This is a genomic window from Sinorhizobium sp. BJ1, from assembly GCF_002531555.1.
Taxonomy (GTDB): Bacteria; Pseudomonadota; Alphaproteobacteria; order Rhizobiales; family Rhizobiaceae; genus Sinorhizobium; species Sinorhizobium fredii_B.
This window is the reverse complement of record NZ_NWTH01000003.1, coordinates 1-14,058: the sequence shown is the minus strand read 5'-3', so window position 1 is coordinate 14,058 and position 14,058 is coordinate 1. Positions and strand designations below refer to the sequence as shown.

Sequence of the window (14,058 nt, the reverse complement as noted above, 5' to 3'; positions counted from 1 at the left end):
GATTCAAGGAGACATGCAGTAGGGTTTTCTTCCGCGCCCGAAGCGGCTATGAACGCTGAACTCGAAAGTTCCCCTTTGGTCGCGCCGCTGGGAAATCAAGAGCCCGATTTCAAACGGCAATCGCCACCTTTCTCTGTCCGAAGGCGAGGGCGGCTGCTGCAGCACAACGTCATTTCGCCCGAATCCACCGATAGTGCGAGAGTCACCAGTTCCGGAACCCGTCATGCGCCTGTCCCGCTATTTCATGCCCATCTTGAAGGAAAACCCGAAGGAAGCGGAAATCGTTTCCCATCGGCTGATGCTGAGGACCGGCATGATCCGCCAGCAGTCGGCCGGCATTTATAGCTGGCTGCCGCTCGGCAAGCGCGTGCTCGACAAGGTCAATGCGATCATCCGCGAGGAACAGAACCGGTCCGGCGCGATCGAGCTCCTGATGCCGACCTTGCAATCGGCGGAGCTCTGGCAGGAAAGCGGCCGCTATGATGCCTACGGCAAGGAGATGCTGCGCATCAAGGACCGGCAGGATCGGCCGATGCTCTACGGTCCGACCAACGAGGAGATGATTACCGACATATTCCGCTCCTACGTGAAGTCCTATCGCAACCTGCCGCTCAATCTCTACCACATCCAATTGAAGTTCCGAGACGAGATCCGTCCGCGCTTCGGCACCATGCGTTCGCGCGAATTCCTGATGAAGGACGCCTATTCCTTCGATCTCGATCGGGAAGGCGCGGAGCATGCCTATAACAAGATGTTTGCCGCCTATCTGCGTACCTTCGACCGTATGGGCCTGCGCGCCATTCCGATGCGTGCGGACACCGGCCCGATCGGCGGCAATCTCAGCCATGAATTCATCATCCTTGCCGATACCGGCGAGTCCGAAGTGTTCTGCCACAAAGATTTCCTCGGCTTCGACATCCCCGGCAGGGAAACAAATTTCGACGACGTTGCCGGACTGGAAGCGATCTTCGACAAATGGACCTCGCGCTACGCCGCCACCTCGGAAATGCACGACGAGGCCGCGTTCGACGCGATTTCCGAGGACGAGCGGCTGTCGGCGCGCGGCATCGAAGTCGGCCATATCTTTTATTTCGGCACGAAATATTCGGAGGCGATGGGCGCCAAGGTGCTTGGGCCTGACGGCACGGAGCACGTCGTTCATATGGGCTCCTACGGCATCGGCCCCACACGTCTCGTGCCGGCGATCATCGAAGCCTCGCATGACGAGAACGGCATTATCTGGCCGAAGTCGGTGGCCCCCTTCGACGCGATTGTCATCAACATGAAAACCGGTGACGCCGCTTGCGATGCGGCCTGCGGCACGCTCTACTCCGACCTCGGCAAAGCCGGATTCGACGTTCTTCTGGACGACACGGACGATCGCGCCGGTGCCAAGTTCGCAACCGCCGATCTCATCGGCGTTCCGGTGCAGATCATCGTCGGGCCGCGCTCGATCGCCAATGGCGAGGTCGAGGTGAAGGACCGCAAGACCGGCGCGCGCGAGACGATGACGGTGGAAGCGGCGATCAACAAGCTGGTTGCGACGAGATAACAGGCGAAGGAACGACGATGACCGCGGCGACGGAAGAGCAAGTGCAGGTTGCCGCCCCGGCCGGCAAATCGTCGAGTCGCCCCTTTTCCGCCTTCGAGCGCATGGTTGCCTGGCGCTACCTGCGCTCGCGTCGGAAGGAAGCCTTCATTTCCGTCATCGCCGGCTTCTCCTTCATCGGCATCATGCTCGGCGTGGCGACGCTGATCATCGTTATGGCGGTGATGAACGGTTTCCGCACCGAGCTCATATCGCGCATCCTCGGCATGAACGGCCATGTGATCGTCCAGCCGCTCGATGGACCGCTCACCAACTATGCCGAACTCGCCACCAAGTTCTCCGCCGTGCCGGGGGTTACGATGGCGATCCCGCTGGTCGAAGGGCAGGTGCTCGCCCAGGGCGTCGGCGACGCTTCGACAGGTGCTCTCGTTCGCGGCATGCGGGCGGAAGACCTCATGAAGCTCAAATCGATTTCGGAGCACATTCAATCCGGTGATCTCGTCGGCTTTGCCTCAGGTGCAGGCGTTGCCATCGGTTCGCGCATGGCCGAACAATTGGGGATTCGCGTCGGCGGCACGATCACGCTCACCTCGCCGAACGGCGACGTTACGCCGCTCGGCATGAATCCCCGCGTCAAGGCCTATACGGTTTCGGCGATCTTCGAGATGGGCATGTCGGAATATGACGCGACGATCGTCTTCATGCCGCTCGAGGAGGCGCAGCTCTATTTCAATGCCGAGGGCCTCGTCCAGTCGATCGAGCTCTTCGTCGAGCAGCCCGACGCCGTCGACGCCTTGCGCAAACCGATCGAGGACGCCGCCGGCCGGCAGGTCTACCTTACGGATTGGCGCGACCGCAACAGAACCTTCTTCTCGGCGCTCGAGGTGGAGCGCAACGTGATGTTCATGATCCTGACGCTGATCGTGCTGGTCGCGGCGCTCAATATCGTCTCCGGCCTGATCATGCTGGTGAAGGACAAGGGCAGCGATATCGCCATCCTGCGCACGATGGGCGCGACCTCCGGGTCGGTGATGCGTATCTTCTTCATGACGGGAGCGGCGATCGGCGTCGCCGGCACGATCGCCGGCGTCATCCTCGGCGTCGTCGTCTGCCTCAACATCGAGTCGATCCGGCAGTTCTTCTCCTGGGTATCCGGGACGACGCTCTTCGATCCCGAGCTTTACTTCCTGAGTCAGCTTCCAGCCGACATGAATGCCGACGAGACCGTCTCCGTGGTCATCATGGCGTTGGCGCTTTCCTTCCTGGCGACGATCTTTCCGGCCTGGCGTGCCTCACGTCTCGATCCGGTGCAGGCCCTGCGGTACGAATAATAGGACAAGAACGTAGATGAATGCGCGCGTGGCACTGCAGCTCTCCGGCGTCGAACGACACTATGGCGAGGGGGACACCTTCCTGCCGATCCTCAAGGGCGCGGATCTGACCCTGCGGAGCGGAGAGACCATCGCGCTTGTTGCGCCCTCGGGTACCGGGAAGTCGACCCTGCTTCACATTGCCGGGCTGCTCGAGCATCCGGACGCGGGCGACGTCGTCGTCAACGGCATTCCATGCAACGGCCTCAGCGACGACCGGCGCACGGCGATCCGCCGCAACGAGATCGGCTTCGTCTATCAGTTTCATCATTTGCTGCCGGAATTCTCCGCGCTCGAGAACATCATGATGCCGCAATTGATCGCCGGCTTGTCCAAGGGGGAAGCGGCCGAGAGGGCAGGGGCTCTGCTGGATTATATGCGCATCGGGCACCGCGCCGCGCACCGCCCGACCGAGCTTTCCGGCGGCGAGCAGCAGCGGGTGGCGATCGCCCGGGCGGTGGCCAACGCGCCGCTCATTCTGCTGGCCGACGAGCCGACCGGCAACCTTGATCCGGAGACGGCCGGCTATGTCTTCGAGGCGATGGAGGCCCTTGCGCGTCAGTCCGGGTTGGCGGCGCTGATTGCCACCCACAACCACGAGCTTGCGGCTCTTATGGATCGCTGCGTGACGATCGAGGACGGCAAGGTCGTCGAGCTGAGATAAGCCGGAACGAGCCTCACGGCACGATCAGCCCGCCGCGATAATCGAGCTCATAGGCCTCTTCGCCATCGACGAAAATGGTCTCGCGTCCGGAAAAGTGGTCGGTCGCGCCGCGGCTGCTGTCGATATAACAGCCATAGGCATGTTGATATTCCATGCCGCCGAGGAAGTGGCGCTTTTCGCGATACATTGTCTGCAGTGCCGCCTTGATGACGGCGCCTGCCCGCCGCGCATCGATAAGTTCCGGGCGAATGATGCGGCCGAAGTAATTCATGGCCCAGCACGGCTTGTCGTCATGCCAGACCGCTTCCTGGCCGGCAAAGTCGGTTCCGCCGAAATAGCTGTCGAGATAGCGCCACGTGCCGCGCTGATGGCCGATATCATGGGAGCCTGTCCGGCTGGACGCCAGTCTTGCGCCGTCGCCGACATAAGTCTTTGCCTTCGCTTCGACGATGAAGCCTGTGAGTTCCTCGATGTTGATCATGGGCGGTCCCCTCGGTCTCCCGCGGAGGATGCCTCAAGAGACTAAGCGTGTAAAGAACAAATAGGGAACGAACTACTTCGCGTCACAGGCCCTTTGGCCGATCTCATCGCTCCAGTCCTTGAGCAGAATGGTGGCGCCCTTGGCCCTGATCGGCTTCCCATTGGCCGTTCCCTTGCCGCTGAGGACGTTGAAGTCGCATCGCATCGTGTTGTCCAGGTCGAGCGTGTCGTAGGACGAATAGGTATAGCCGGCGACGACGAAATCGGAGCTGCGATAGGCGATCGTCAGCGTCTGCTCCCAGCGGTTGCGGCCGATCGCATCGTTGTGCGAGGTGACCTGTATCGAGCCGTTCGGCAGGGCGTTGACCGATGGTGCCTGGCCGTAGACATCGAACTGTCCCCAGACCTTGTCGGGGATCAGCGACCTCAGCACCAGCCTGCCGACGTCATTGGTGAGATAAAGATAGACGGCGTTGCTCTCGCCGCCGGCTTCTACAGGGGCGACAAGCAGCACCAGATCGCTTGCATCATCCTTGTCCCAGTCCCCCGTCGCGGCTGAAACGATTCGGGCGGGATCGATGGCATCTGCCGCGACGGTGAGAGACGACGGTAACAACAGACACGTTGCAAGCAGAACCGTTCGCATGGAAATTCCTTGAAAAGGAGAGGCGGGCGCACCGCACAGATGGTGCGATGCCACAACCTTACGTGATTCGCTCGTTTCCTGTGGTGCCGGGGCTGACGGGTGTCGGCAAAACTGAACGCGCCGGTTGTATTAACCATAGCCGGTGAATAACGGGCGTTTCATGCGCGCTTGCTTGACTATCGAACAAAAATAGAACAAAAAAAGAACAATAGCCGAAAGGAGCCGTGTTATGACTGATTTCGTCCGTGATCTCGCTGCCTTCGCCTCTATGACCCTTTTCATCGCGAGCATTTCGGTGATCGCACTCGGCATGTAGCCGGTGGCGGCCGGGCGGACCGGCGCGAAAGGCGCAATCCGCACAAAAATGCGCGGTCTGGTTCGTAAGGCTGGACAGTCAGTGCGGGAAACGGGATATCCTCGCTCCGGACAGGAATCGGAGTGCGGCGATGGCAGGTGATGGAAGCATAGGACAGACCACGGTGGGTCCGGCAGACCCGCAGTTCGTGCACCTGCGCGTGCATTCGGCCTATTCGCTGCTGGAAGGGGCGCTGCCGCTCAAGAAGATCATCGGCAAGGCAGTGGCCGACGATCAACCGGCCATCGGCATTGCCGATACCAACAATCTGTTCGCGGCACTCGAGTTTTCCCAGAAGGCCGCGGACGACGGATTGCAGCCGATCATCGGCTGCCAACTGTCCATCGATATGGAGGACGAGGCGGAGGGGGAACGGCGCAGCCATGCGCAGCAACTCGCCAAGCTGCCTTCGATCGTCCTGATTGCCGCGTCCGACGAAGGCTACAAGCGGCTCGTCGACCTCGTCAGCCGTGCCTATCTCGAAGGGGAGGGACATCAGGCGGTGCGCATAGCGCGGTCCTGGCTTGCGGCGGGCGGCACCGATGGTCTGATCGCCTTGACCGGCGCCGGCGGCGGCCCCGTCGACCTGGCGCTGAAGGCCGGCTCGCCGGCCCTTGCCGAGGCGCGCCTCAAAACGCTGATCGAGCTGTTCGGCAATCGTCTCTATGTCGAATTGCAGCGCCACGGCAGTTACGACCGCCGCCAAGAGAGCCGCCTGGTCGAACTTGCCTATCGCTACGACATTCCGCTCGTTGCGACGAACGAGGCCTTCTTCCCTTCGCCGGCCGATTATGATGCGCACGACGCGCTGATGGCCGTCGCCCACAACGCCGTGGTATCCGACGATCGCCGCTTCCGGCTCACGTCCGATCATTATCTCAAGAGCCGCAAGGAAATGGCGGCGCTTTTCGCCGATCTGCCGGAGGCGCTGGAAAACACCGTCGAGATCGCCCGCCGCTGCTCCTTCATGCTGAAGACCCGCGGGCCGATCCTGCCGCGCTTCACAGGTGCCTCGGATGATCCCGAGGAGGCCGAGCGCGCCGAGTCGGCGGAGCTTCGCCGCCAGGCGGAGGAGGGGCTGGAGCTGCGCCTGGCCAAGCTCGGCATGGCGCCGGGCTACAAGGAAGAAGACTATCGCGAGCGCCTGGCCTTCGAACTCGGCGTCATCGAGCGGATGAAGTTCCCGGGCTACTTCCTGATCGTTGCGGACTTCATCAAATGGGCGAAGCAGCATGACATCCCCGTCGGCCCGGGCCGCGGCTCTGGCGCCGGCTCGCTGGTCGCCTATGCGCTGACGATCACCGATGTCGATCCAATGCGTTTCTCGCTGCTGTTCGAACGCTTCCTCAATCCGGAGCGCGTCTCGATGCCGGACTTCGACATCGACTTCTGCCAGGACCGCCGCGAAGAGGTGATCCGCTACGTGCAGCAGAAGTACGGGCGCGAGCAGGTGGCACAGATCATCACCTTCGGATCGCTGCAGGCGCGCGCGGCGCTGCGCGACGTCGGACGCGTGCTGGAAATGCCCTATGGTCAGGTCGACAAGATCTGCAAGCTGGTGCCGAATAATCCGGCAAATCCGACACCGCTTTCAAAGGCGATCGAGGAGGAGCCGCGCTTGCAGGAGGAGGCGGAAAAGGAGCCCGTCGTCGGCCGGCTTCTCGACATCGCTCAGAAGATCGAGGGTCTCTATCGCCACGCGTCGACGCATGCCGCGGGCATCGTCATCGGCGACCGGCCGCTGTCGCAGCTGGTGCCGATGTACCGCGATCCGCGCTCCGACATGCCGGTCACGCAGTTCAATATGAAGTGGGTGGAGCAGGCCGGCCTCGTCAAGTTCGACTTCCTCGGCCTGAAGACGCTGACGGTGCTGAAGACCGCGGTCGACTTCGTCGCCAAACGCGGCATCGCGGTCGATCTTGCGAGCATTCCGCTCGATGATCCCAAGACGTACGAGATGCTCTCCCGCGGTGAGACGGTCGGGGTGTTCCAGGTGGAAAGTGCCGGCATGCGCAAGGCGCTGATCGGCATGCGGCCCGACTGCATCGAGGACATCATCGCCCTGGTCGCCCTCTACCGGCCGGGTCCGATGGAGAACATTCCGGTCTACAACGCCCGCAAACACGGCGAGGAAGAGATCGAATCGATCCATCCGAAGATCGACTATCTGCTCAAGGAAACGCAAGGGGTTATCGTCTATCAGGAGCAGGTGATGCAGATCGCCCAGGTGCTTTCGGGCTATTCGCTCGGCGAGGCCGATCTCTTGCGCCGCGCCATGGGCAAGAAGATCAAGGAGGAAATGGACAAGCAGCGGGCCCGCTTCGTAGAAGGCGCGATCGGCAATGGCGTGTCAAAGCCGCAGGCAGACCTGATCTTCGATCTGCTCGCCAAGTTCGCCAATTACGGCTTCAACAAGTCGCACGCGGCCGCCTACGCCATCGTCTCCTACCAGACGGCCTATATGAAGGCGCACTATCCGGTCGAGTTCCTGGCGGCGTCGATGACCCTCGACATGTCGAACACCGACAAGATCAACGACTTCCGCCAGGACGCGATGCGTCTCGGCATTCAGGTGTTCGCTCCCTCGGTGCAGACCTCGTTCCGTAACTTCGAGACCGGCGAGAACCGCATCTACTACTCGCTTGCCGCCATCAAGGGCGTGGGCGAATCCGCCGTCGACCACATCGTCGCTACTCGCGGCGATCGTCCCTTTGCAAGCCTCGAGGATTTCTGCCTGCGCATTGATCCGAAGCTCTTGAACAGGCGCGTCTTCGAAAGCCTCATCGCCGCAGGCGCCTTCGATTGCTTCGGCTACGACCGGGCCGAACTGATCGGCGGACTCGACCGGATCCTCGGATTTGCGCAGCGCGCCCAGGAAAACAAGCTGAGCGGCCAGAGCGACATGTTCGGCGCCGGAGCGGCGACGGGGCCGGAGAAGGTTGCGCTGCCGGTCTTTACGCCCTGGCTTGCCTCGGAGAAGCTGCACCGGGAGTTCCAGGTGCTCGGCTTCTACCTGTCCGCCCATCCGCTCGACACCTACAACAAGCTCTTGGCGAAGATGCGCGTGCAGACATTCGCGGATTTTTCCGCGGCTGTGAAGCAAGGTGCGACCGCAGGCCGGCTCGCCGGCACCGTGACCTCGAAGCAGGAGCGCAAGACGCGCACCGGCAACAAGATGGGCATTGTCGCCTTTTCGGATGCGTCGGGCCAGTTCGAAGCGGTGCTCTTCTCGGAGATGCTGAACCAGTACCGCGACCTCCTGGAGCCCGGCAAATCGCTGGTGATGACCGTGGATGCGGAGGAGCGGCCGGAAGGCATCGGACTTCGCATCCGGACCCTGCGCTCGCTCGAAGAGGAATCGCTGCAGATGCAGAAGGCGCTGCGCGTCTATGTGCGCGATTCCGGCCCCTTGCGCTCCATCACCTCGCACCTCAATGCCAAGGGGGATGGCCTCGTCTCGTTCATCGTCATCAAGGACAATGGTCAGCGGGAGATCGAGGTGGAGCTCAGCGAAAAATATCGGATCTCGCCGGAGATTGCCGCAGCTCTTCGCTCGGCGCCCGGTGTAGTGGACGTCGAGCTCGTATAGGAGCTTCGACCACTGATCATCAGCCGCCGCTTACGGAACGCGTGACGGTGATGAAGTCGGTCCCTTCGCCGGTCTCCAGCCCCGTGTCGGTATCCGAGATCGAAAGCGACGACCCATCGGCAAGGAGGCCCGCGATGCGCCGGCGGACGTCTTCAGGCAAGGTGATGCGGTTCAAAGTCCGCTGCAAGGCGTTGAACTCCATGGGATCTGCGTCGACCGCTATGCCGAGCCGATTTTTCGCGGCTTTTGACAGAGCGTTGTCCAGGGACATGCCGAACCATTTGCCTTGCCCGGTTGCCGCGTCGATATCCTGGAACTGCAGGAAATGCGTGCCGAGCGCCAGTTCGGCTTTGTCGATCCTGATCTCTGCCTCGAAAAGAGGTTGAAACTCGCGGCGAACGCGCAGAATGCCGTTCGACGGCCGGTCTCGGCCAGCCTTGCGATAGACGGCCTCGACCAGTTCCGGGGTCGCTTTGCCGTCCACCGGCAGCCCCTCGGCCGTTTGGAAGGAGCGGATCGCAGCAAGTGTCGTTGGGCCGCTGTGGCCGTCCGGATCGCCGGCATCGTAGCCGAGCGTTGTCAGCAGCATCTGGAGATCGCGCATGGTCTCCTGGGTGCCACGCCGGGTGATCAGGATTCGGATCGGCGCCCGATCCTCGTCAAGGAACGCCGGCGAAGGGCGTCTGTCCGTCATGGCGACTTCGACAGAACTTCCGTCGAAATGGGTGATAGCGGGGCGGAGGGGCACGTCCGACATCGGCGGCTCTGGCGGTCGCGACTGGTTCGGCTGAAACAGCGTGCTGCTCACGACTTCGACGGGCGTAACCTGACGATCCGAGATCACCACATGCATGCCGCGTTCGGTCATCTTGAACAGGCCGACGGCGAACTTGATCGGAAGGCGCACGCAGCCGTGCGAGGCCGGATAGTCCGGTACATGGTTCGATCCATGCAGCGCGATGCCGGACCAGGTGAGCCGCTGCATGAACGGCATCGGCGCATTCGAATAGATATTCGATCTGTGATGACGTCGCTTCTCGAGAATCGAAAAAATGCCCGTCGGGGTCGTGTGGCCGCGCCTGCCGGTGGAGACATTGGACGTGGCGACGACGGTATCGCCGTCATAGACGACGAGCGATTGCTGCTGTCTCGATACGACGATCTGCAAGGGCGCCTTGGCGCCGGCCGCAAAGGCCGATGGCGCCGACACGATGAGAACGGCCAGTCCGATCCTGAGAGTGAAACGCAATACAAACCCTCATTCCGACCTGAAGCGCAAACATGTCGCGGCGCTTCCATCCGGGCGTCGACGTGCGCGTCCATGTTGCTGCTGAACGGGCACGCCGAAGCTATCGATCTAGGGTAACGGGCAATATTTAACGAATTGGATTAGTGGAGTCGCGCCGCCGGTCATCGAGCGAGAAGGTCTACTGATCGCGCCGGCGATGTTCGAAGGTGTATCCCGTTTCGACGCTGATCTTGCCGAATTTGTCGCGCAGCTTGTTGATCGCCTCCTCGGCGGCAGCCCGCCGCGTCGCCAGTGGATCGACGAGATCCGGCGGATCGGCGAGATCCGGGGAGGTGAGGTCGCTGACGCCGATGCCGATCAGACGGTATTTCGTACCATCGACTTCCTTCTCGAGCAGCTGAAGGCCAATGCGAAAGATGCGGTCGGCGAGGCGGGTCGGACTTTCAAGCCGTCGATTGCGTGTGCGGATCTTGAAGTCCGCGGTCTTGAGCTTTAGGACGACCGTCTGCCCGGCAAGGTCCGACTTACGCAGCCGCAGCGCGACCTGCTCGCTCAAGCGCCTGAGATGCGAAACGAGTTCGTCCGGGCGCGACAGGTCCACGTTGAAGGTCGTCTCCGAGGACACGCTCTTTGCTTCGTCGTCGGTCTCGACGATGCGCTCGTCCTGTCCGCGCGACAGGCGGTATAGCCTTTGCCCCATCGAGCCGTAGCGGCGCATGAGATCCGCTTCGTCCATCGTCTGCAACTGACCGATGGTGCGGATGCCGTCCCGCTCGAGGGTCGCGGCGAAGGCCTTGCCCACGCCCCAGATCAACGTCACTGGGCGCTCCTTCAGGAAGTCGACCGCTTCGGACTGACCGATGACGGAGAAGCCGCGCGGCTTCTGCAGGTCGGAGGCGACCTTGGCGAGGAACTTGCAGTAGGAAAGTCCGACGGAGACGGTGATGCCGACTTCCTGCTCGACACGCTTGGCAAAGCGCGCCAGCGTTCGTGCGGGGGGATCCTGGTGCAGCCGCTCGGTACCGTTCAAGTCCAGGAACGCCTCGTCGATCGACAGCGGCTGCACGAGCGGCGTCAGCTCGAACATCATCGCCCTGACCTCGCGCCCGACGCGTGAATATTTTTCCATGTTCGGCTTGATCACCACGGCCTCAGGACAGGCTTCGAGCGCCTTGAACATCGGCATTGCCGAACGGACGCCGTGAATGCGGGCGATGTAGCAGGCGGTCGAGACGACGCCGCGCTTGCCGCCGCCGATAATCACCGGCTTGTCGGCAAGCTCTGGATTGTCGCGCTTCTCGATTGAGGCATAGAAGGCGTCGCAATCGACATGCGCCAAGGTCAGCCGATAGAGCTCGGAATGGCTGAGAAGCCGCGGGCTGCCGCAGGCCATGCACCGTCGCGCCGGAGCGGCCAGTTCCTTGAGGCAGTCTCGGCAGAAGCCGGAAAACGGAGCAGAGCTGGGCATGGCCGGAACAAATGTTGAACGCGGCGACTTTACGCTCTACGCTAGTGAGTCTCAAGGCGACGATCGGAGACCATGGTGGATATCGCCCTGCATTTTGCGCCGGTGACAGGAGAGCTCTGGCCGGATTTCGAAAAGCTCTTTGGGCCGAAGGGAGCGTATTGCGGTTGCTGGTGCGTTGCGCTGCGCCTGCCCTATAGGATCCGCGGCAACATGTCGGCCGAGGATCGGAAGGAGTTCATCCGGGCGCGCATCGAAGCCGGTCCGCCGCCGGGCATCCTCGGCTATTGCGAGGGAAAGCCAGTCGCCTGGGTTCAGGTAGGGCCTCGTTACGATGTGCCGCAGTTCAATTCGCCGCGCACGTGTTCGCGACCGCTGGAAGAGAGAGAGGCCGAGGACGCGAGCGTCTGGGCGGTCAGTTGCTTCTTCCTTTCATCGCCGTTGCGCGGCAAAGGATTGAGTCACCGCATGCTCGCCGCCGCCATCGGTCACGCGCGGACAGGAGGCGCGCACTACCTCGATGCCTGCCCGATCGACCACACCAAGCAGCCGAAATCCGTCGCGCTCTATATCGGCTCGACGGCGATCTTCGATGCCGCCGGCTTCGAGATGGCCGCCCGCCGCAAGGACGGCAGGCCGCTGATGCGACTGGACTTGAGGCAATGAGGATGCTCACGCGCATTGCGGCCGACAGCGGAGTTGAGCGACGTTCAACCGCTCTTTGCGGCGCCCCAGTGGTTGCGGATCAACTTGGCCGCTTCAGGCCAATTCGTCGCAAGCTGCATGCCGGCGTCAGGCGGCGGGGCGAGGCCGCGAAAATCCGCGTTGGCCATCAGGTTGATCAGGAGGCAAGCGGGCGCTTCCGCGCGCACGGAACGGAGATTGCGGAGAATATCGTCGATAAAGACCAGCGGAAACTCTCGCCCGCCATGCAGGTGTTTGACGAGCGGCCCCTTGGGCTCCTCGGAAGCGAGCAACGGATAGGGGAGGCCAAGCGTATCGAGCAGCGCCCGGCGCACCGCAGCATGACGCGGCGGCATCGCCGTCAGGAAGACGATATCCGCGTCGTCGGCAAATCCCGCCAGCGTCTCGATGACCTCGCTGGCTGGCGTCTGCCACTGATCCTGCTCTTTGTAGAAGGCGTCGAGCAGCGCTTGCGTCGCAACATCGCTGACCGCTTCACCGTTGCGTCGATCGACGATATTCCCGGTGAGACGGAAGGACCGCGGCAGCAGCGTGTGCTCGCGCGCCTCAAGGAACGCAGTGAAGGGCGTCAGGAATTCGAGCACGACTTCGTCGACGTCGGCGACGATCAACGGTCGCCGACCAAGACGGATGTCGCCAAGGATAGACACGCTCAGATGTCCTCAAAGTTCGCCGGACCGGAAAATGCCTGGTGTGCCCTGACGACCTCCTCTGGAGCGGTCTGCGTCGCGGTACAGAAGGCGATCAAAGTCGGCTCGTGGTCCATCAGAAACGCGACGAGCCCGCCCATGAAGCCCGGCTCCCCGATGGCCTTGCGCAGCGAATCGGGGTCGGTACCGGTCAGCGCCAGGAAACGGGACAGGAGTTCCGGCTCGCCCGCGAGCCAGCCGAGGATCGCGATCGCCGTTTCGTCAGCGCTCTTCATGCTGTTGAATCTCTTCTCATATGACGTCCGGAGTTACCTCTTTTTCAACCAAATATCGTTAGTCTTGCGACCGAGGAAATGGGTCGAGTCACCGTTCATGAAGCTTATATCTCTCCAGGGGACTTGCAAGGCGGCGACAGACAGCAAGGGATCGACATGCCCAAACAGGTGATGATTGTTGAGGATAACGAGCTGAACATGAAGCTCTTCCGCGACCTGATTGAGGCTTCTGGTTATGCGACGATCCAGACGCGCAACGGCATGGAAGCGCTCGAACTAGCGCGCAAGCACCGGCCCGACCTTATCCTCATGGACATCCAGTTGCCGGAAGTGTCCGGCCTCGAGGTGACGAAGTGGCTCAAGGAAGACGACGAACTCCACGTCATTCCGGTCATTGCCGTAACCGCTTTCGCCATGAAGGGCGACGAGGAGCGCATTCGCCAAGGCGGATGCGAAGCCTATGTTTCCAAACCGATTTCCGTTCCCAAATTCATTGAAACAATCAAGACATATCTGGGCGATGCCTGAGTGCCGGGAAAGACGATATGACTGCGCGCATCCTCGTCGTCGATGACATACCAGCCAATGTGAAGCTTCTTGAGGCGCGGCTGGTCGCCGAGTATTTCGATGTCTTGACGGCCGGCGACGGGCGCTCCGCACTGGCGATCTGCGAGAACACGCCGGTCGATCTTGTCTTGCTCGACATCATGATGCCCGACATGAACGGATTCGAGGTCTGCGAGAGGCTCAAGGCAAACAGCCGCACCGCCCATATTCCGGTGGTCATGGTGACGGCGCTCGACCAGCCCTCCGATCGGGTGCGCGGCTTGAAGGCTGGCGCAGACGATTTCCTCACCAAGCCGGTCAATGATCTCCAACTGATGTCGCGGGTGAAAAGCCTGGTGCGGCTCAAAAATGTCAGCGACGAGTTGCGCCTCAGGGCGCAGACGGCGCACACCATCGGTTTGCAGGAGCTTGCCCGCGTTGACCGCCCCGACGAGCTAGAGCACGTCCGTTGAAGACGGAGTCGGGCTGAGGATTCCCTTCTTGTGAGTTCGGTG

The 14,058-nt window shown here is 61.9% G+C and carries 12 protein-coding genes and 1 pseudogene; 7 read left to right on the top strand and 6 right to left on the bottom strand.

What is annotated here, in order from left to right; all coding sequences use genetic code 11:
• Window positions 1-223 precede the first annotated feature (223 nt).
• The 3 genes from proS to CO676_RS03350 are packed head-to-tail and all read left to right on the top strand — an operon-like array spanning window position 224 to window position 3,583.
• Complete coding sequence (gene proS / locus CO676_RS03360) at window positions 224-1,552, top strand: proline--tRNA ligase (protein ID WP_097519668.1); 1,329 nt, start codon at window positions 224-226, stop codon at window positions 1,550-1,552.
• A 17-nt stretch (window positions 1,553-1,569) separates the two neighbouring features.
• Window positions 1,570-2,880 (top strand): lipoprotein-releasing ABC transporter permease subunit, encoded by a 1,311-nt coding sequence (locus CO676_RS03355; RefSeq protein WP_014764038.1) that lies wholly within the window; start codon window positions 1,570-1,572, stop codon window positions 2,878-2,880.
• A 16-nt stretch (window positions 2,881-2,896) separates the two neighbouring features.
• Window positions 2,897-3,583 (top strand): ABC transporter ATP-binding protein, encoded by a 687-nt coding sequence (locus CO676_RS03350; protein ID WP_014764039.1) that lies wholly within the window; start codon window positions 2,897-2,899, stop codon window positions 3,581-3,583.
• A 13-nt stretch (window positions 3,584-3,596) separates the two neighbouring features.
• Here CO676_RS03350 and CO676_RS03345 read toward each other — a convergent pair whose 3' ends face one another.
• Window positions 3,597-4,064: a DUF5680 domain-containing protein gene (locus tag CO676_RS03345; RefSeq protein WP_097519667.1), complete on the bottom strand. Its 468-nt coding sequence runs from the start codon at window positions 4,062-4,064 to the stop codon at window positions 3,597-3,599.
• 72 nt (window positions 4,065-4,136) lie between these two features.
• Window positions 4,137-4,709, bottom strand: a complete 573-nt coding sequence (locus CO676_RS03340) for a hypothetical protein (protein WP_097519666.1) — start codon at window positions 4,707-4,709, stop codon at window positions 4,137-4,139.
• A 446-nt stretch (window positions 4,710-5,155) separates the two neighbouring features.
• Here CO676_RS03340 and dnaE point away from each other — a divergent pair, with 446 nt between their 5' ends.
• Complete coding sequence (dnaE, locus tag CO676_RS03335) at window positions 5,156-8,653, top strand: DNA polymerase III subunit alpha (protein ID WP_097519665.1); 3,498 nt, start codon at window positions 5,156-5,158, stop codon at window positions 8,651-8,653.
• A 19-nt stretch (window positions 8,654-8,672) separates the two neighbouring features.
• Here dnaE and CO676_RS03330 read toward each other — a convergent pair whose 3' ends face one another.
• Entirely contained in the window at window positions 8,673-9,902 is a 1,230-nt protein-coding gene (locus CO676_RS03330) for a L,D-transpeptidase family protein (RefSeq protein ID WP_097519664.1), read from the bottom strand.
• Window positions 9,903-10,080: 178 nt separating this feature from the next.
• Window positions 10,081-11,370, bottom strand: coding sequence for a DNA polymerase IV (locus CO676_RS03325; protein WP_014764045.1), 1,290 nt, complete (start codon window positions 11,368-11,370; stop codon window positions 10,081-10,083).
• A 72-nt stretch (window positions 11,371-11,442) separates the two neighbouring features.
• Between CO676_RS03325 and CO676_RS03320 the strand changes: the two genes are divergently transcribed.
• Window positions 11,443-12,033, top strand: coding sequence for a GNAT family N-acetyltransferase (locus CO676_RS03320; protein ID WP_097519663.1), 591 nt, complete (start codon window positions 11,443-11,445; stop codon window positions 12,031-12,033).
• A 44-nt stretch (window positions 12,034-12,077) separates the two neighbouring features.
• Here the strand turns inward: CO676_RS03320 and CO676_RS03315 are convergent, their stop codons facing one another.
• Both CO676_RS03315 and CO676_RS03310 read right to left on the bottom strand, forming a co-directional pair.
• On the bottom strand, window positions 12,078-12,722 hold the full coding sequence (locus CO676_RS03315; protein WP_014764047.1) for a hypothetical protein: 645 nt from the start codon (window positions 12,720-12,722) through the stop codon (window positions 12,078-12,080).
• 2 nt (window positions 12,723-12,724) lie between these two features.
• A complete protein-coding gene (locus CO676_RS03310) occupies window positions 12,725-12,997 on the bottom strand; it encodes a DUF3572 domain-containing protein (protein WP_014764048.1) in 273 nt (90 codons plus the stop codon).
• Between the two features lie 156 nt (window positions 12,998-13,153).
• Between CO676_RS03310 and CO676_RS03305 the strand changes: the two genes are divergently transcribed.
• Together CO676_RS03305 and CO676_RS03300 are read left to right on the top strand one after the other, a co-directional pair.
• Window positions 13,154-13,525: a response regulator gene (locus CO676_RS03305; protein WP_003537642.1), complete on the top strand. Its 372-nt coding sequence runs from the start codon at window positions 13,154-13,156 to the stop codon at window positions 13,523-13,525.
• 17 nt (window positions 13,526-13,542) lie between these two features.
• Window positions 13,543-13,974 (top strand): annotated as a pseudogene (locus CO676_RS03300) (response regulator); the annotation flags it as partial.
• Window positions 13,975-14,058: the final 84 nt, after the last annotated feature.

Excerpts from the sequence above, each read along its gene's own strand:
- CO676_RS03325 (WP_014764045.1), bottom strand. The coding sequence starts at position 11,370 with ATGCCCAGCTCTGCTCCGTTTTCCGGCTTCTGCCGAGACTGCCTCAAG.
- CO676_RS03355 (WP_014764038.1), top strand. The coding sequence starts at position 1,570 with ATGACCGCGGCGACGGAAGAGCAAGTGCAGGTTGCCGCCCCGGCCGGC.
- CO676_RS03310 (WP_014764048.1), bottom strand. The coding sequence starts at position 12,997 with ATGAAGAGCGCTGACGAAACGGCGATCGCGATCCTCGGCTGGCTCGCG.
- proS (WP_097519668.1), top strand. The coding sequence starts at position 224 with ATGCGCCTGTCCCGCTATTTCATGCCCATCTTGAAGGAAAACCCGAAG.
- CO676_RS03320 (WP_097519663.1), top strand. The coding sequence starts at position 11,443 with ATGGTGGATATCGCCCTGCATTTTGCGCCGGTGACAGGAGAGCTCTGG.
- CO676_RS03340 (WP_097519666.1), bottom strand. The coding sequence starts at position 4,709 with ATGCGAACGGTTCTGCTTGCAACGTGTCTGTTGTTACCGTCGTCTCTC.
- dnaE (WP_097519665.1), top strand. The coding sequence starts at position 5,156 with ATGGCAGGTGATGGAAGCATAGGACAGACCACGGTGGGTCCGGCAGAC.
- CO676_RS03345 (WP_097519667.1), bottom strand. The coding sequence starts at position 4,064 with ATGATCAACATCGAGGAACTCACAGGCTTCATCGTCGAAGCGAAGGCA.
- CO676_RS03305 (WP_003537642.1), top strand. The coding sequence starts at position 13,154 with ATGCCCAAACAGGTGATGATTGTTGAGGATAACGAGCTGAACATGAAG.
- CO676_RS03350 (WP_014764039.1), top strand. The coding sequence starts at position 2,897 with ATGAATGCGCGCGTGGCACTGCAGCTCTCCGGCGTCGAACGACACTAT.